The sequence below is a fragment of the Paenibacillus sp. JT22N15 genome (genome assembly GCF_059383755.1).
Map to the genome: position 1 here is coordinate 304,866 of NZ_JBXENV010000007.1, position 17,634 is coordinate 322,499.

Below are 17,634 nucleotides of genomic sequence, written 5' to 3' on the forward strand. Positions count from 1 at the left end.
CTAATGTAATCCTTTCTCTATATTTCTTGGAATGAAACGCGCCGCGCCACCAAAGGATGGCGGCAGCCGTTTCACCTTGCAAAAAAACATCATAATCGTCTATCACTTTTTCTAATAGAAATCATCATAATTCTTAATTTATACAGCTAAAACAGGGTGAATTACCCCCATTTTACTCGGATTTAGCTGTATTTTGCTTCCGAAACGATGAATTGGTAAAAATTAGGTCATCATGTGTGCATTGCCCGATTGCACTTAATATGTTAGTTTGAATATTAATGATGGACTAAAGTGTGTAAACGCAGATTACAAGGTGAAACGGTCGAAAGCCGTCCTTTGGCGGTGCGGCGCGTTTCAGTCCGAGAAATATAGAGAAAGGATGAGAAAATCATATCCTTTCCTATATTTTAAAAACAGTATGATTTCATGTTTATGAGAGGTGGATTTTGTTGCAACTTCAGGTGACGAACAGTCCTTTTAATCAGGAGCAGGTTGAGCTTCTTAACCGCCTTCTGCCAACTTTGACGGAATCGCAGCATATATGGTTATGCGGATATTTGTCCGCAGTTCAGAGCACAGCAGCTTTTGCCCCTATTAGTGCAGAGCCGCAATTAAGCGCGGCGCTTGCTGTAGCAGAGGAAGCGCTGTCAGCACCCGCTCAGCCGGCAGGCTCGCGCGAAGTGACGATTTTATTCGGATCACAGACAGGCAACAGCCAGCGTCTGTCTGGCAAGCTTGCAAGCAAGCTGGAGGCAAACGGCTTTCAGGTTACCTTGTCCGCCATGAACAAATTCAAGCCAAATGGCTTGAAGAAGGTTGAAAATTTATTGATTATTGCAAGTACCCATGGAGAAGGCGAACCGCCGGATAATGCAATATCGTTCCATGAGTTCCTATATAGCAAAAGAGCGCCGCAGCTGGATGAATTGTATTTCTCCGTTCTGTCGCTCGGCGATACGTCTTATGAATTCTTTTGCCAGACGGGTAAAGATTTCGACGTTCGTCTTGAAGAACTGGGCGGCAAGCGCCTGACGCCGCGTGTGGACTGCGATCTCGATTATGATGAGCTGGCAGCAGAGTGGTTCAATCAGGTTGCCGCTGCGTTAAGCGAGCGTGTGAATGGATCGGCATCTGCTCAGCCAGCAGCTGTATCCACAACTGCCTCGATTGGCATGGCTGAATCCGAATATTCGCGTACGAATCCGTTTCAAGCGGAAGTGCTCGCGAACATTAACTTGAACGGACGCGGTTCAGACCGCGAGACGCGCCATCTCGAGCTGTCGCTTGACGGATCAAGCTTGCAATATGAGCCCGGCGATTGCATAGGTCTTTTTCCGGAAAATCATCCGAAGCTAGTCGATGAGCTCATTCAGGCATTAGGCTGGAGCGCGGACGAGAAGGTTCCATTTAATAAAAAAGGCGAAGAAGGCTCGCTGCGCGAAGCGCTTCTGAAGCATTATGAAATTACAGTATTGACGAAGCCGCTGCTGGAGCAGGCTGCGAAGCTTTCGGCTAACAGCGGACTGCAGGAGCTTGCAGCGCCAGGCAAAGAGAAAGTGCTGAAGGAATATATCAACGGCCGCGATTTGCTTGATCTGGTGCAGGATTTTGCGCCTTGGAACTTCACGCCAGCTGCATTCGTCGGCATGTTGCGCAAGCTGCCCGCACGTCTTTATTCCATTGCAAGCAGCTTCCAGGCTAATCCGGACGAGGTGCATTTGACGATTCGCGCTGTGCGTTACGAGGCAAATGGCCGTGAGCGTTACGGCGTATGCTCGATTCATACGGCAGAGCGTTTGGAGCCAGGTGATACGGTGCCGATCTATATTCAAAACAACCCGAATTTCAAGCTGCCGGCAAGCGCCGAAACGCCGATTGTTATGATCGGTCCAGGCACAGGCGTAGCCCCTTTCCGGGCATTCATGGAGGAGCGCGAGGAAACGGGAGCGGAAGGAAAATCGTGGTTGTTTTACGGTGACCGCCATTTCGTGACGGACTTCCTGTATCAAACGGACTGGCAGCGCATGCTGAAGGACGGCGTTCTGACGAAGCTGGACCTCGCGTTCTCGCGCGATTCAGAAGAAAAAGTTTACGTGCAGCACCGCATTTTGGAGCAAGCAGCGGAGCTGTATGAGTGGCTGCAAGCCGGTGCCCATGTTTATGTATGCGGCGACGAGAAGCATATGGCACATGATGTGCATTCCGCGCTTATCACGGTTATTGAACAGGAAGGCGGCATCAGCCGTGAGAAGGCGGAAGCTTATCTCGCCGATATGCAGCAGCAGCAGCGCTACCAGCGCGACGTGTACTAAACGGACCAAAGCGAGTGCGAGAGGAGAAAGCAGCAATGGCAAATGATCAAATCGTAAAGCCGATCGGCGGCCCGCCGAGCGACGTTGAAATTATCAAAATTGAGAGCAATTACTTGCGGGGAGCGCTCGTAGAGAATTTGCGCAATCCAATTACGGGCAGCCTGCCAGAAGACGAAAACCGGTTGATGAAATTCCACGGCAGCTACATGCAGGACGACCGGGATTTGCGTAATGAACGTGAGAAGCAAAAGCTTGAGGCTGCCTATCAGTTCATGCTTCGTGTAGTTGCGCCCGGCGGCGTAGCCACACCAGAGCAATGGCTGGTTATGGATGAATTGGCGCACAAGTACGGCAATGGGACGCTGCGTCTGACGACGCGCCAGGCTTTCCAAATGCACGGCGTGCTGAAATGGAATTTGAAAAAGACGATCCGTACGATCAACGACAAGCTGTTGACGACGCTTGCTGCTTGCGGCGACGTTAACCGCAACGTGATGAGCAATCCGAATCCGCATCTGTCCGAAGCACATGAACAGGTGAATGAATGGGCGAGACGCATTAACAATCACCTCGCGCCACGCACGCCTGCGTATCATGAAATTTGGCTGGATGGCGAGAAGGTAGAAAGCTCGGAAGCTGCTGGCGAAGTGGAACCGATTTATGGACCGGTTTACTTGCCGCGTAAATTCAAAATCGGGATGGCGGTTCCGCCGTCCAATGATGTAGATGTTTATTCCCAGGATCTTGGTTATATTGCGATTTTGGAAAATGGCAAGCTTGTCGGCTTTAACGTAACCGTCGGTGGCGGTATGGGCATGACGCATGGTGATACGGCGACTTACCCGCAGCTTGGCCGCGTCATTGGCTTCTGTACGCCTGAGCAAACGATTGACATTGCCGAGAAGACCGTTATGATTCAACGCGATTACGGCAATCGCTCCGTTCGTAAAAATGCCCGTTTCAAATACACGATTGACCGCCACGGTCTGGACTGGTTTGTTAACGAGCTGCATAATAGAATGGGCTGGAAGCTGGAAGCGCCGCGCGAATTCCACTTCGACAGCAATGGCGACCGTTACGGCTGGATTAAAGGCACCAACGGCAAATGGAATCTGACGCTTTACATTCAAAGCGGACGGATTCAAGATGATGGCGACTACAAGCTAATGACGGGCCTGCGTGAAATTGCGAAGATCCATACGGGAGACTTCCGCCTTTCGCCGAACCAGAATCTTGTTATTGCCAATATTACGACGCAGAAAAAACGCAAAATCCTAGAGCTCATCGAGCAATACAAGCTCACAGATGGCTTGCATTATTCGGCTTTGCGCCGCAGCTCGATTTCCTGCGTAGCGCTGCCGACCTGTGGCCTTGCCATGGCGGAAGCGGAACGGTACTTGCCGACTTTGATCGACAAGCTCGATGTGGTCATGGATGAAGCGGGTCTGCGCGACGAATCCATCGTAATTCGGATGACGGGCTGCCCGAATGGCTGCGGACGTCCTGCGCTTGGGGAAATTTCATTTATTGGAAAATCGCCGGGGAAATACAATATGTACTTGGGAGCAAGCTTCAACGGCGACCGTTTGAATAAGATGTACAAAGAAAACATTGATGAAACGGAAATCATCAGCACGCTGACGCCTATTATTAACCGCTTCGCGAAAGAGCGCGAGCAGGGCGAGCATTTCGGCGATTTCGTCATTCGCAATGGCTATGTGAAGGCGACGACGTCAGGGCTCAATTTCCACGATTAAAGGCGCTTGCTTTTTCTCAAAACGATAGATAGGAAATAAGGTCTGGGGCATTTGCTCCAGGCCTTATTTCGCTTATTGCCTAATGAGCGGCTGGATGTTTATAATAATTGAGTCGAAGTAGAGATAGAGAGTGAAATTGAATGAATGCCAAGAGAGGAGCACATCATAGCGATGATGCCAGAGAAAAAAGTAACGTGGCTGGAGCTGTTTTATGATTTATTGTTTGTCGCGGCCGTTTCCAAGGCTACTCATGTGCTGCTTCATGTGGAGCATAGCAGCATTACCTGGGAGCATTTGTCCAAATTCATCTTGATTTTTGTGCCGATTTGGTGGGCATGGGTTGGACAGACGATGTACAACAATCGTTTTGGCCAGGATACGCCCAAGCACCGATTATTTATCGTAGTACAAATGTTCTTCGTCCTGATTATGACGGCAAGCTTGAATGTTGATTTTGACGCGTATTATGTGCCCTTTTTTATTGGATATATAGGGCTTCGGATTATAACGGCCGTGCAATATTTGCTGACGGCGCGTTCAGAGGTGCTGCATAAGCTGCAAACCGCTCGATTTTTCGGCACCTATTTTTGGCTGGGGATAGCAATATCGTCTTGTTCCTTGTTTTTTGACTCGTGGCTGCGTTACGCTATTTTGTATGCGGGCATAATTTTGGACATTATTGTTCCGTTAATTGGCCGCAAGCATCTCGTTGTCACGCCAATCCATACCCCGCATTTACTGGAGCGTTTTTCGCTGTTTACGCTAATTTTGCTCGGTGAATCGGTCGTTAGCCTGCTTTCGATATTGGATGCCGGAGATATGAGCTTTACTTCTATTGCATTCGTTGCGCTCTCCTTTATACTCGTCATTGCGATTTGGTGGCAATATTTTGAGAACATGGAGAAAAATGTGGACAAAACGAAGCGAACGGCAGGGCAGACGATTATTTACGGCCACTTGTTTATCTATTTGTCGCTTTGCATGATCGCTGCTTCGATTCAGCTGGTATTTTTGAACAAACTGGAATATGGTTTTATGCTCGGATTTGTTTTTGGCTCTGTGTTCATTTATTTTCTGTCGGTTATGTGCGTGTTATACAGCTACCGCTTTGAGCATTTGCGCCCGACCGTGAAGCATATTTCGCTGCTGTTGCTGCTGCTGCTTGTTTTATTCAGCGTGAACTTGCTCGTTGTAGTGCCGCCGACGGTCGTGCTTCTGGAGCTAGTGCTGTTTTTTATCGTATTTGCCAAAACAACGGCTTAGCGTTCAAAGTATGCTCGTTAAGCTAACAGGCAAGGGTAAGGGTAGTGTGCATAAAAGAGAGCGTTTGGGCGGGCAGCTTGAACCAGCCCGCCCAGACGCCCCCATCCCGAAGGTGACTATGAAGTCATATCCGGACATACCTTGTATTGTTATGTTCTTTTGAATGTCGAAGCCGTTTTAAATACCTGTAACCATAAGGATTTGCAATGTTCCTAATACCTATACTGCATATCAGTCAACATATCGACATTAATGGGCTAAGGAATATATCTATCATAGAATTCCCAAAATAAATGGATATCAGCGCCAAAAGGTAATTTTCTCACTAGGCAAACGCACCGATTCATGTCCTTCTTCTTGAGCCTTGCCGATTGAAAGGATCATGACCGGAACATACCGTTCGTCGTCCAGATCAAATGTGTTAACAACCTTATCACGTTCAAAACCTGCCATAGGATTGGTGTCATACCCATGCGCGCGGGCTACCAGCATAAGTTGCATGGCAAATAAACTTGCATCGATTTTGGCCACCTCAATCTTTACTTCTCGAGGTAGTAGAGGAAACATACTTAATATTTGTGTTACCTGCTTGTCGCGCACCTCCTTCGGCATTTTCCCTTGTTCCACAGCTGCATTATAAATCTCTTCTACATACCGTTCACTCTGAGTATCGCCCAAAATAATTAGCATAGCGGCTGATGTATCATTTTGTTGCGTATTGAATTGTACAAGTGGCCGAAGCTTGTTTTTCCCTTCAGGGGTATGAACTACGATAACACGCCATGGTTGTATATTTGCAGAAGAAGGCGCTAAACTTGCTTCATTAATGATATCATGCAATTCTTCCTTTGAAATCTTGACCTGCTCATCATAATGGCGTACGGAACGCCGGCCAGTAATAATGTTGACAAAATCGTTATTTTGGATATGTTCCAGCATGTAATCTCTCCTTTTGATGTGACCAGTTTTTTTGACATAAGTGATGTCACTGGTTATCATGTTTTTATTATGAACTATGAACCTTGGTTTATAGCAAATATAAATTATTCTAGTGTTCAGAAGGGAATAGGCTATGAAAGCGAGTGAAGTGTCCAAGTTGACAGGGCTGCCAGTATCCACCTTGCGATTCTATGAACGCAAACAGTTGATTCCGGAGCAGTTTGTATCAAGAGATGAAAATAATTATCGCGTATATCATGAGGGTGTGATTGGTTTTCTGGAGGATGTGAAAACTTTGCTCACCGTAAGTTTTACTATTCAGGAATTAATCCTGCTCATAAACGAAAACGAAAATTTCTATATAGAAAAGAAAGTATTGGTGATGGAAAAAATTCAACAGATCCAGGAGCTAGAAGCAAAATTGCAAACATCAAAAACATTTTTAGCTGATGTGTTAGAGGGCAAGGCAAATTTTCAGACCCCATGCAGATCTATGGATACAACTGTGTAAACCCTTTTGAAGCCATCGTTTAGCCTGCAAATCGACTTACTACTAATCATTCAATTGAAACATATGAGTTCTGTAATTCATCACTGAGCTAACAGATACCATAGTTTATTTAATAAAGTAGCGGCAGTCTGAGACCTTTATGCAAACGATTCCTGCTGCTGGAACTCAGAAGCAACCGCCTAAGTGCAAAATAGATGATAAACGCTCGTCTTATCCACCTTTTGGTAGATATATGTATGCCTAATTGCTCATATTCAAACATATTATTGTTGCTTAAGGGTGATTAATTCCAATTCCAATCCATGTTAAAATGGTAGAATTACGAATAGAAAGGTGAGAAATACGATGGGATCTTGGGGAACAGCAGCGCTGGAAAGCGATGAAGGTCTTGATGTTCTTGATGCTTTAGGCAAATATGCAGTGGACCGCCAGTCTATTAAATTGAAAGAGCTTCTAGCTCATTATAGAGAGCTCGGATTCCTTGCGGAAGATCCGGAAGAGGTGGATTTCCTTTACGATAATACAGCGATTGCTCTAGCAGAAATTGTGTGCGTCTATATCGAAAACGGCAGGACGCAGTACGAAGAACTGAGTGGTTTGGCGGAGATCGTCTGGAATAAGGAAGATCTGCTTGAGCTAAAGCAATTGGTTCAGCAGGTGTTGGATAATAAGGGCGGGGAACGCGAGCTGTATGAACTGTGGGATGGAGATCCGGATTGGATCAACCATTTGGAAAAAGTGGTTCGCATTTTAGCGGAGCGGCTTTAAATAGTAAAAAATAAACACTGGCTGCAGCCGCTTTAAGCGGTTGCAGCCTATTTGCCATTCATCATAAGCTTATATTTCTTGAAAATCCAAGAGTTAACCAAGTCAGTCATTGCATGTTTGCTTATGCGCGCAGGTGGTTTTTGCTCTTGCGAAACATCTGCTGTTGCTGCATGTACCGAAAAACGAAGCGGTTTTGTCATTTTTTTAATATCTTTTGTGATTTCATTAAAAAAAGCATATGCTAACGGCTGATGCTCCCGAATATCCTCATAAAAATAATAATTTCCTTGCTCATCCGCCATATTAATTTGAAAGCCTTTAGGAAAGGAAAGCATGATGCAAGGCAGCTCATCCTCCGACCATTGTCCGTAGTAGGGAAATGAGATACCTTCATTTCTCGCAAAAAAACCGGTGCTTTCATGATCAGACTTAACAGAAATGGAATAAACAAAGAAGGGGTGATAATCCATTCTTTGTTCCTCTGCCGTAAAATATTTATAAAAAGCTTCATAAGCGGCATACACCAGATCGTAATCATGCTTCGTTTGGGCATAATCGGTACGATGGAACTGCACTTGCTTATGCTCAAAAAGCATCAAAATGCTTTTAAACTCTTCCGGTGTTATGAAAAATTTAAGTTTATAAAAGCCGCTATTTTTTAATTTGTCCATTTCTTTTCACTCACCACCCCATGTTGACTCCACTTATATTATCACATTTTAACAAATTGAATCTACGATCTACATTGCTGAATGCAGCCATAGAGTAGCGGCAACGACGGTAAGTGTAACGACTGGGTTTGTCAAAAATTTTGTGTAGACTCTCATTGAAGCAAAAGTTAACGTAGGTGCTGACTGATCCGCTCAGGGAAAAAGACGGAGAGCTGGAGGAACATTCAAGGCTATAGTGATAATGTTTAATTTGGTTTCATATTGGTATGAATTTACATCAGCGGAGGTTTCGTATGAAATTCTTGAAAGTTTTTAGTATCACTCTATCCATATTCGCATTGTTATTTACAGTAGCAGTCGTTTACATCGTAGTAAGCAAGCCGGATAAATTAAAGGCGAATGACGGGCTGCATACAACGGCATCTTCTCTAGAAAATTCTAATGATGTGGATGTCACTGTTAATCAGGAACCATTAGAATTATCACCATCGCCTAATCAATCCAATCCTTCGCTACCGACAGCTATGCAATCGTCGATACCATCTCCAGAGCCTACTGCGGTACAAGAAACGACGACGCCATCTCCAGAACCTACTGAGGCACAAGAAACGCCGAAGTCTTCTCCGGAACCTACTTTAGTAGAACAAGCGCCGAGTGTTCATTCAACCGAGGATCCAAGTATTCTCATTATTGGTAGATGGACAGTTGAGGATAATCCGAAGGCATACTTTGAGTTTTTTCGGGATGGCACATTTACAAAAGGAACTTATGAAGCTAAAAACGATTACAATGAATTTTCGGGAACGTACTCATTTAGCGATAACTCACGTTTGAAGCTCCAGTATGAGAAATGGACTATACACGTTGGAACCTATAAAAATACTCGAGAGGATACTACAAGTCATGTGTTCAAGTTTACTATTGACGGCAATAAACTTGAAATTCCAGAAGCCAAAGAAGCATTTGGCTTTACTGAATGGACGAAAGATGAATAATACCTTTGAACTAGCAACTGACAGTCCGCTCTTAGACGTCCCGCAATCCGATTTGCGCTCCCTGACAAAATAAAATATACATCCAGCTCGTCTAAGAGTTGATGGGGATTGCATAACAATGGAGAACAATTGACTTTCATTTTATACTTATATTTTCACTCTTATACATATTAAAAATACCCGCCTGCCACTGCTTGGACGAATTCTAATCAGGGCATGCGGGTATTTTTCTGACATTTAAAAGAAAGTTTAAGTGAAAGTTTAAGAGCATGAGCGATAAACAGTATCATAAGGGATGACAAAATAAATGGTTGCCCTACTATCCAGTATTTTGCTTCTATCTATAACATAAGCTTAACCAGTACACGTTATAAATTAGCAGGGGAAGGAGTTGGTTTCAATAAAGAAACGATTGCATCAACAGCTTGAGGAGATTCTTGTCTCTTCTGTAGATCATAAAAACATATTTGGGACGGTTCTGAGAATGGAATCGGGAAATAAACAGTTGATATGGACCGGAGCGGCTGGCGATATGAATCAAAATAATCAGTTTTTTATCGCGAGCACGACCAAACTTTTTGTAACCGCAACCATGTTAAAGCTAAGAGAGCTGAAAAAAATCCAGTTGACTGACAAAATAAGCCGTTACCTAGACAAGGAGATTCTCTCGGGAATCCATCGCTACCAAGGAACCGAATATTCCTACGACATTACGATTCGACAATTGATGGCCCATACTTCGGGTCTGCCGGATTACTTTGAGCAAGTAAGACAAAACAGTAAGAGTCTAAAGGTTGAACTCCTTGCCGGATACGATACTGCATGGTCGTTCGACAAGGTGATGGAGGATGTGAAGCAAATGAATTCACACTTCCCGCCTGGTAAGAAAGGCAAGGCATTATATTCCGATACCAACTATCAATTGCTTGGCAAGATTATCGAGAACGTAATGAATAGTAAATTAGAAGATGTTTTCAAGTTGTTCATTTACGAGCCCTTGGCTTTATCCGAAACCTACATCTATACAAACAACCATGATCAAACTCCCAAGCCTCTTTACTATAAAAAATCTTCCTTGCATGTACCAGAGGCCATGGCCTCCTTCGGACCGGATGGAGGAATTGTCTCCACTGCAGACGAGCTGATGCGCTTTCTGAGGGCTTTTTTTGAAGGTGAATTATTTCCTAAACACGATTTGAGCGAGCTTTATGTTTGGAATAAAATCTTTTTTCCGTTACAGTACGGCATTGGAATCGCGAAATTCAAGCTTCCTAGGTTTTTCTCGCCGCTGCGATCCATTCCAGAGCTAATCGGACATTCCGGTTTATCGGGAGCATTCGCGTATTATTGTCCAGAGAAGGATTTGTATTTGACAGGTACGGTCAATCAGGTTTCCACTCCGAGTTTGTCCTATAGGCTGATGCTTCGGGTATTGGATGCAATGCAAAAATAAACGCTCCTAGAGCGGCAAGTATTTAGAGCTGTCTTTTTGTGCGCCTTTCTGAGTATGGGTTGAATTATAGTAAAAAAATTACAAGGATATTTTTTATATTTTATTCCAAAATTCGATATAATTTGATATAATATTCCTTGCGAATGGGCAAGAGACTTTCATTCCTAGTACCTGCAATACTCTTCCACGAAGAAGGCGGATGTCAGTATTCGCACCCCAATTTCATAACAGCATGGCGCAGTCAGAAAATGCTAGTTTTTTTGGAAATAACTAATTTTTCAGAGGAGACTGAAGCCATGAACAAAACCTTGCATTTTGAGCTCGTATCTAATTCTACGGAGGTACCGCTCACCTTGCATATCGGGCAGTACAAGTATGCGCTGCACAATCACACGCCGCAGACGCTGCTCGATTCGACACGGACCAATAGTGCTCTCGCACTAATACCTGAACAGCAGAGACAGAAATTCACGCATTTTGTTGAAATTTCCGAGTCCCTGTTCCAAAGTGATCGTCTAACCCGCATCCGTGTAACCTCTCCTGATCACGATCCGAATGTATACCTCCCCAAGCTGCATCATGTTTCCTTTCACATTCCGAAAGTACACCGAGTCAATCACATAAAGAGCAAGCTTGCCGCAAACTCGCTGCATTTACATCCCAAACTAACAAGTCTTGGTGTCGCCCAGCTTAACACCTTTGATGCCCTTCAGGTCAACCTTGATGCCGAAGATCTGTTAAGCCCATGGGATATTGCAACAGCGATTCTGTTCCACTACCCAGAGCTATCCTCTAATAAGCCTTATACAGCGAATATCGTGATGAACGATCACATCGCACCACCTCAAAATGTTAATCCGGCCCAGTATAACCAAGTGTACAATCTAGCGACAATCATCAGCAAACAGGGTCCTGCATCCTCCACAGGCGGCTGGGCTAAAATTACAAATTCGGTTGACCAGAACGGCACTCCGCTTACTTATGGCTATGACATGGGTACGCATAAAGCGGGGGATCCAATCCTCATTTACAGCTGGTCAGATTTAACCGTACAAAATGCAACCTCACCAATGACTGGCGCCATGCAAAGTGCAAGCAACGACAATTCCCTTCAAAATCAGACATGGACGGTCAATCAGGGCAAGACGGCCTACCAGCAGGATGGAGGATCCACAACGGGCTCGGTTGAAAAATCGTTCTCGGCGTCCCGTGCAAAACTCGCAGCGGTGGGAGATCAGACGTTCAAATGGACGGTAAAAGAAGAGACCCCGCATCATGGCTTAGGCGTTTATGCCGATACGATTTCCTTTAGCGACGACGGCAAGTTTTCGATACAGGTGAAAAATACGTATTTGCGCACATTGACTGCCTATGCGGAATTTTTCAATGAGAACGGGGATGCGATCTCCAACCCGTCAGGCTGGGTGGATCAACTGCCATCCTCGATTTCCAGCTGGTTCGAGACGGACAAGAAGAAGTATATCTCAAGCGTATCCGCCGTCAATACGATTCTTGGCATTCCGATGCCGACCGATCCGAAGACGCTCTCGTTCGTCTTTCCGGAGGAAGCAACTCAGCTTAAGCTGCTCTTCGGGTGTCTCGGCACTTCAAAATGGGATGGAGACGTCGACCCTTCAGGCGCAATACTGACAGGTATTTTCCAATACGGAATTCCTTCGGTGTTTCTAATTGCTGGGGCAGCGATTACGAGCTCCAAATGGTTTAATGAGTTTGTGTCTGACACTGAAAATGTCGTAGCTGCCCTTGCGGTTGCTTTCCCAATTGTCGGCGGGGGCGTTGCAACAGCAGCAGCCTTAACCAATGCAAAATCCGTGCTATTCAGCTTTGCGGACGCTATGGCCGGCATTCTGCTTGCTAAGGGGCTTGAGAAACTGGCGCTTTATATAACGGGCCAGATCACGGTTGCGGAGCTGGAGGATGAAGTTCCGTTTGTCGGCTGGGCGCTTCGTGCGGCCAACATGGCGATCAACTTTGCGGAAATGGCCGTTACGACTGGAGAAATTCTGTCCTCGCCGGCTACTCTTTCCATTGACATCTGCCGTTCGATGAATTTGAATTTCACGCTTCATCCGGATCCGACCCATGGCGAGCCCGGGCATCCCGAGACAGCCGTATGGCCAGCCGTGTCTGACCATTACCAAGTGACGGTGCAATACAAGGGCGGCACGAACTTCGTTCTTAGCGGCAACATGCCTGCCACAACCTCGAACACGCCGCTGCAGCTGACCTTCGCGGATCTGCCTGTCGGCGGGAGCATTCAAATCACAGCCGGCATCTATTCGGCCAACGGCTGGCTCTGTGGCAAATACCAGAGTGAATGGATGGACGCCTTCCCGAGCAGTGGATCCTCTTCCCTTTCGCTGAGTGCGGATATTACCGAAATTCTAGTGCCGCTTACGCAGGATACACAGTACAACTACAAAGAGAAAATCATATACGACCAAAACTCGGACAAGCATGTGTGGCATGCCGGTGATCTGCCAACGGCCACCCTATCCAGTCTGGACTGCAGCAGCGGCGGCCATTACATTTGCAAACCGGTCGATATTACGCTGAATGACCAAGCTTACCAGATTGGCTATGTATGGAGCGCCTCAGGTCAGAATTATATGGCCCAGAACGTCTCGGTGCTGGCTGATCCGCAGTCACGCTACAAGTCGTCCGAGGTTCAACTCACAGTGCAGCCTTATATCGCCTATGACCAATTTGGTCTTGAGCCAGATGGAAGTGGACAGGAGACTGTCAGCCTGAACAATTTCATTCTAGATACCCGCAATAGCCAAATGAATTTGCGCCAGGTTAACCTGATGGACGGCGAAAGCGGATTCGGTTTGAATGATCCGAATTTGAAGAGCTGGGGACGGTTCAATCTGTCCAATATCGACGCGATGGTCGTTCATCCGGATGGAGCGGTCATTGCAGTCAGCTGGAAAGACAGCAAGATGGAAATTCTTCAAATTCCAGATTCGCCGACCGACGATGCGCATGCGCCTGACGCTCAGATGGTATCCGGGCTTGGTGTTCGCCAAGGGCTCCTGCAAGGGCCAAAATCCATCTCCGTAACACCAGACGGTCGCGTGCTTATTCTGGAAACGCTTAATAAGCGGATTCAAGCTTTCGATACGAAAGGCAATCCGGTTTCCAGCTTCCTGGGTGATAAGCTGTTCACGCTTGAGGCTTCGGTCTATTCATCAGACCTGGATAATGGCATATTCTCGGATGCGCTGCAGCTCCAGTTCCAGGAAAATGGCCTGACACATATTTTTGATCTGGATGAATCTCTTATCGCGAGTTTGAATCAAGGCCAACTCTCGGACAATATCATCAATGCCTTCGCTTTCCAAGGTGTGTTCCTGACCTACGAAAGCGATCAAATGAGCAATCATGAGGTCAGTACGTACGTCACGGTCGTAACTTCTGGAGCGGCATGGACGATTACCGACCCGAACAAGAATGCAGTTTACAATATTAAGAAAAACGACCTGGTTCTCAACGTATTTGATGTGCTGAACAATGTGACCGTTGATGTCCGCGCGAAGGGCAGCAGCTGGGTGGTAGAGGATTGGAACGGCGCGCAATCGTATTACATCTCCACCGATGCAGCGGACAGCCAGACTCTTAACGTCAATCGCTATTTGTCCTTCATGCTGCTTTACAACCCTGAGAACCGCACCGACATTACGTATTTGGATGTAGCTGTTGAAGCGAAAGGCTATCTCTACGTGCTTTCTTATGTAGCCGGCGGCAAGGAGCCAAGTGACTACTTTTTGGATATCTATAACCCAGACGGTACGTTCCTTGTCCGTACACCGGATTCGCAATTACAGCCGACGAGCCCGCAGTTTATCAGCGCAGCGAAGCTTGTCGTTGACGTATGGCGCAATGTCTATACGCTGAACTACGAGCCTATTATCGGCCCGAACAATACGACGGAGCCGTCGATCAGTCATTGGATTCCGACTCCGCCGCTGTTCGATTTGCCGCTCAGCGACCAGTCGGATTTCAATAATGCCAATGTTGCGGCAGTTCAGGCTGATTTCTCAGCAAACGGCATTACGCTGGCGAATCCGACTACGATCCAAACGATAAATCCAAGTGGCTACTGGAAGGTATCCGATTCGACACAGACGTATGATGTCATCCGCAGCGGATCGAATCTTGAGGTTTATTCCATTCCAGTAACCTAAGAGCAATCTTCGCTTTAATAGCAGCTATTGAAGTATTGCAAGAGCATGTGATGCAGCTTGAGCGCATACAGCTTTTTATACTATAGCTGTATGGCGCCAGTCTGCAAGACTAATGGGCAGAGGAACGGGAGGAATGAACATGGGGGATTTATTTAGCCAAACGCTGCAACAACTCGGTTTGACCGAAGCGGATGTAAGCAAAGGCACACTTAGAACAGGGGATAAGCCAGGGCCAAACTATCTATCCACGCGGCCGGAATATGAATCCGCCTTGTCCGCCAAGAGGATTATTGTGAAAAGTTTGGAACAGTTGCAGTCGATTATCGGGACAAACGATTCGAACGGCGGGGAGCTTGATATTCCTAAGCCGTGGCCGGCAAGCAAATCTGGCATGAAGACTCAGGATCTGACCGAGTTGGATGAGCGGCAGCTCTATGACGCGCTTCGTGCCTGCCTGGCTGGTCGGCAAAACGAGGTGCAGAGCTACGCTGATATTTTGAACGCACGGTATTTTCCAATGAGCTTAAGCGTTTTCACTACTCAAGACATAGTCGTTTCGGCAGGCAGCCCGCTTATTATATCCCCTCAAGGGCATGATCCAGTGTCGGTCACATGCAATACGCTGACGCTGGAGCAAGGCGGCCAAATCATCTGCGAAGCACCGGTTATTCTGACCTGCAATACGTTTATCAAAAACTAGCGGGCACGCCCGATAACTTAGGAGGAACTAAAAAATGCTGACTGCACAAGATATCCGCAACCGTTTTATGGCGAAATTCAATTTGACCGAGGAGATTATACAACAAGGAACGCTAACAACGAGCGGAGGCGGCACGTACATCTCGGCCAATCCCAATCATGACACTGCTATTAAGCCGTTCTATGTAACGGTAGAATCTATTGACGATTTCAAGGCATTTGGCGGGAATTCCGACGAGCATTACGCGAACAATACGCTTCAAGAGCATCATGAAGCGCTCGCAGAATGGGATGCAAGCAAGAATGAAAAGGCTTACTCGGAGCTGTCCGTACTTGAGAAATCGGCTGTCTGCAGCGCCTATCAGACCTATATCTACGGCAACTCGAGCAAAGTCAAATCTTATAAGGCTGTGCTGCAGAAGCATTTCTTTCCGGCGCAGCTTGCCGTCTGTGCAGGGCAAGATGTCGTTGTCACGCCAGGCAATCCGCTAATTCTGGCTGGCGATGGCGATAATCCGATCACCTACAGCTTTAATACCATTACGATTCAGCCGGGCGGTCAAATCATTAGCCAGGCTAATGCCACATTGCTTGTGGATACGCTTATTCAAGAAGAGGGCGGTACCCAGTTGGGGGACACGCAGCCGACCAACAGCTTTGTAAGCATCGGAGCTGACGGGCAAAGCGGGGCGGCAGGTGGCAACGGCGGCAACGGCAATCCGGGCAGCCAGGGCAGCGCAGGCTCTGACGGTAAAAATTCCTGCGATACGCAAGCGGGACAAGGCGGCACGGGGGGAACGGGCAATCCGGGTACGCAAGGTGGCAACGGCTCTCGCGGCTCTGACTCTCAAGTGGTCAAAGCTACTCTAACTGTTGTGCAAGGGCCGATATCGCTAATGTCCTGCGGCGGGAATGGCGGGGCTGGCGGCGTAGGCGGCAATGCCGGAGCTGGCGGTGTAGGCGGCACGGGTGGCAGCTCGACCTCTCATTGTTCGGCAGGCGCGCAAGGCAAAGGAGGTCAAGGCGGCAACGGTGCGGACGGCGGCAGTGGCGGTGATTCTGGCAATGGCCAAAATATTTATTGTACGTATCAATCGCTTGGACCGAACGGCTCCATTTCACTCGGCGTTCCGACGAAAGGACAAGGCGGCCAAGGAGGAGCGGCAGGAAACGGCGGCAACGGCGGTCAAGGAAATCCAAACGGCGGCGGCGGCACGGCGGGATCGCCAGGGGCAAACGGCAAAAACGGCACGAATGGAACGGTTTATATTAACAACGTCCCTCAGCAATAATCGTTATTTATATATAAGGAGGTCAGCAGATCATGAGTGCAAGCTACGATATTGTCATTCAAGGGGCAAGCGGAACCAATGGGGCGGATGGCGCGCAAGGTGAGAGTGCGGCCGCAAGCGGCAGCAACGGCACGAATGGGACGTATAACAAATTGGATACACCGCATTGTATCAGTGCTACGAACGGTCAGCAGGGACAGAATGCGGTAAGCTCGGGTCAAAATGGCGAGCAGGGCAGCGCAGGCGCCTCAGCCTCCGATTTCATTTTCAAGTGTCAATCCATTGTAGCTCAGAGCCCCATTACCATCTACAGCGCAGGAGGCAGCGGCGGAAATGGCGGTAATGGAGGAAACGGCGGAAATGGCAGCAACGGCGGCAGCGCAGGCCAGCAAAATTCCAAATGCTCCAGCTCCATACCCCCAGCTACAGGAGGCAATGGCGGCAATGGGAGCAACGGTGGAAACGGGGGGTATGGCGGAAATGGCGGCAACGGCGGCGATATTACCGTCCGTTATGTGAGCGCATCGCTTACCGTCCCGGTTATTGCCCAATCAAACGGTGCTATTGGCGGGCAAGGAGGCAGTGCGGGCTTTGCAGGCGTAGGCGGGGTAGGCGGCGCGAATGGCACGGCACCGGGGCAAAATCCGTCCAATGCGGATAATGGAGCTTCCGGAACGAACGGAGCACCTGGCGTGAACGGTAATTCGGGCGCAAACGGTAAAGTCTCAATCAAGGAAGGCAGTTAAACTTAATTAATAATCGGCGG

General features: G+C 47.4%; 13 protein-coding genes. 11 read left to right on the forward strand and 2 right to left on the reverse strand.

The genetic code is table 11. The features are described 5' to 3' along the window. Nucleotides 1–449 precede the first annotated feature (449 nt). The 3 genes from AC50X8_RS16300 (at nucleotide 450) to AC50X8_RS16310 (ending at nucleotide 5,332) form a co-directional block, all read left to right on the forward strand. Nucleotides 450–2,312, forward strand: coding sequence for an assimilatory sulfite reductase (NADPH) flavoprotein subunit (locus AC50X8_RS16300; RefSeq protein WP_494880479.1), 1,863 nt, complete (start codon nucleotides 450–452; stop codon nucleotides 2,310–2,312). A 35-nt stretch (nucleotides 2,313–2,347) separates the two neighbouring features. Beyond that, nucleotides 2,348–4,069, forward strand: a complete 1,722-nt coding sequence (gene cysI, locus AC50X8_RS16305) for an assimilatory sulfite reductase (NADPH) hemoprotein subunit (protein WP_494880378.1) — start codon at nucleotides 2,348–2,350, stop codon at nucleotides 4,067–4,069. Nucleotides 4,070–4,243: 174 nt separating this feature from the next. Continuing rightward, nucleotides 4,244–5,332, forward strand: a complete 1,089-nt coding sequence (locus AC50X8_RS16310) for a low temperature requirement protein A (protein ID WP_056032621.1) — start codon at nucleotides 4,244–4,246, stop codon at nucleotides 5,330–5,332. A 300-nt stretch (nucleotides 5,333–5,632) separates the two neighbouring features. Here AC50X8_RS16310 and AC50X8_RS16315 read toward each other — a convergent pair whose 3' ends face one another. Then, nucleotides 5,633–6,271, reverse strand: a complete 639-nt coding sequence (locus tag AC50X8_RS16315; RefSeq protein ID WP_056028465.1) for a nitroreductase family protein — start codon at nucleotides 6,269–6,271, stop codon at nucleotides 5,633–5,635. A gap of 133 nt (nucleotides 6,272–6,404) precedes the next feature. On the opposite strand from AC50X8_RS16315, the gene AC50X8_RS16320 reads away from it, so the two are divergent. Then, on the forward strand, nucleotides 6,405–6,782 hold the full coding sequence (locus AC50X8_RS16320) for a MerR family DNA-binding transcriptional regulator (protein WP_056028462.1): 378 nt from the start codon (nucleotides 6,405–6,407) through the stop codon (nucleotides 6,780–6,782). 345 nt (nucleotides 6,783–7,127) lie between these two features. Further along, nucleotides 7,128–7,550 (forward strand): DUF4259 domain-containing protein, encoded by a 423-nt coding sequence (locus AC50X8_RS16325; RefSeq protein WP_494864478.1) that lies wholly within the window; start codon nucleotides 7,128–7,130, stop codon nucleotides 7,548–7,550. A gap of 47 nt (nucleotides 7,551–7,597) precedes the next feature. On the opposite strand, the gene AC50X8_RS16330 is transcribed toward AC50X8_RS16325, so the two are convergent. Next, on the reverse strand, nucleotides 7,598–8,221 hold the full coding sequence (locus AC50X8_RS16330; protein WP_056032618.1) for a hypothetical protein: 624 nt from the start codon (nucleotides 8,219–8,221) through the stop codon (nucleotides 7,598–7,600). Between the two features lie 293 nt (nucleotides 8,222–8,514). On the opposite strand from AC50X8_RS16330, the gene AC50X8_RS16335 reads away from it, so the two are divergent. From AC50X8_RS16335 to AC50X8_RS16360, 6 genes are all read left to right on the forward strand, one after another. Beyond that, nucleotides 8,515–9,216, forward strand: coding sequence for a hypothetical protein (locus AC50X8_RS16335; protein WP_494880381.1), 702 nt, complete (start codon nucleotides 8,515–8,517; stop codon nucleotides 9,214–9,216). Between the two features lie 412 nt (nucleotides 9,217–9,628). Then, nucleotides 9,629–10,669 carry a serine hydrolase domain-containing protein gene (locus AC50X8_RS16340; RefSeq protein WP_494880383.1) on the forward strand — a complete coding sequence of 347 codons (1,041 nt, stop codon included), beginning with the start codon at nucleotides 9,629–9,631 and terminating at the stop codon, nucleotides 10,667–10,669. Nucleotides 10,670–10,965: 296 nt separating this feature from the next. Further along, a complete protein-coding gene (locus tag AC50X8_RS16345; RefSeq protein ID WP_494880385.1) occupies nucleotides 10,966–14,877 on the forward strand; it encodes a hypothetical protein in 3,912 nt (1,303 codons plus the stop codon). A 139-nt stretch (nucleotides 14,878–15,016) separates the two neighbouring features. After that, entirely contained in the window at nucleotides 15,017–15,577 is a 561-nt protein-coding gene (locus tag AC50X8_RS16350) for a hypothetical protein (protein WP_494880387.1), read from the forward strand. A 34-nt stretch (nucleotides 15,578–15,611) separates the two neighbouring features. Continuing rightward, a complete protein-coding gene (locus AC50X8_RS16355) occupies nucleotides 15,612–16,868 on the forward strand; it encodes a hypothetical protein (RefSeq protein WP_056028445.1) in 1,257 nt (418 codons plus the stop codon). A 32-nt stretch (nucleotides 16,869–16,900) separates the two neighbouring features. Beyond that, the gene (locus AC50X8_RS16360) at nucleotides 16,901–17,614 is read left to right on the forward strand and encodes a hypothetical protein (protein ID WP_494880389.1); all 714 of its coding nucleotides are present in this window, start codon (nucleotides 16,901–16,903) and stop codon (nucleotides 17,612–17,614) included. The last annotated feature ends 20 nt before the right edge of the window (nucleotides 17,615–17,634 follow it).

Bases quoted from the DNA above. Each gene is read 5' to 3' on its own strand.
- cysI (WP_494880378.1), top strand. From the start codon at position 2,348: ATGGCAAATGATCAAATCGTAAAGCCGATCGGCGGCCCGCCGAGCGAC.
- AC50X8_RS16310 (WP_056032621.1), top strand. From the start codon at position 4,244: ATGCCAGAGAAAAAAGTAACGTGGCTGGAGCTGTTTTATGATTTATTG.
- AC50X8_RS16315 (WP_056028465.1), bottom strand. From the start codon at position 6,271: ATGCTGGAACATATCCAAAATAACGATTTTGTCAACATTATTACTGGC.
- AC50X8_RS16320 (WP_056028462.1), top strand. From the start codon at position 6,405: ATGAAAGCGAGTGAAGTGTCCAAGTTGACAGGGCTGCCAGTATCCACC.
- AC50X8_RS16325 (WP_494864478.1), top strand. From the start codon at position 7,128: ATGGGATCTTGGGGAACAGCAGCGCTGGAAAGCGATGAAGGTCTTGAT.
- AC50X8_RS16330 (WP_056032618.1), bottom strand. From the start codon at position 8,221: ATGGACAAATTAAAAAATAGCGGCTTTTATAAACTTAAATTTTTCATA.
- AC50X8_RS16335 (WP_494880381.1), top strand. From the start codon at position 8,515: ATGAAATTCTTGAAAGTTTTTAGTATCACTCTATCCATATTCGCATTG.
- AC50X8_RS16345 (WP_494880385.1), top strand. From the start codon at position 10,966: ATGAACAAAACCTTGCATTTTGAGCTCGTATCTAATTCTACGGAGGTA.
- AC50X8_RS16350 (WP_494880387.1), top strand. From the start codon at position 15,017: ATGGGGGATTTATTTAGCCAAACGCTGCAACAACTCGGTTTGACCGAA.
- AC50X8_RS16355 (WP_056028445.1), top strand. From the start codon at position 15,612: ATGCTGACTGCACAAGATATCCGCAACCGTTTTATGGCGAAATTCAAT.
- AC50X8_RS16360 (WP_494880389.1), top strand. From the start codon at position 16,901: ATGAGTGCAAGCTACGATATTGTCATTCAAGGGGCAAGCGGAACCAAT.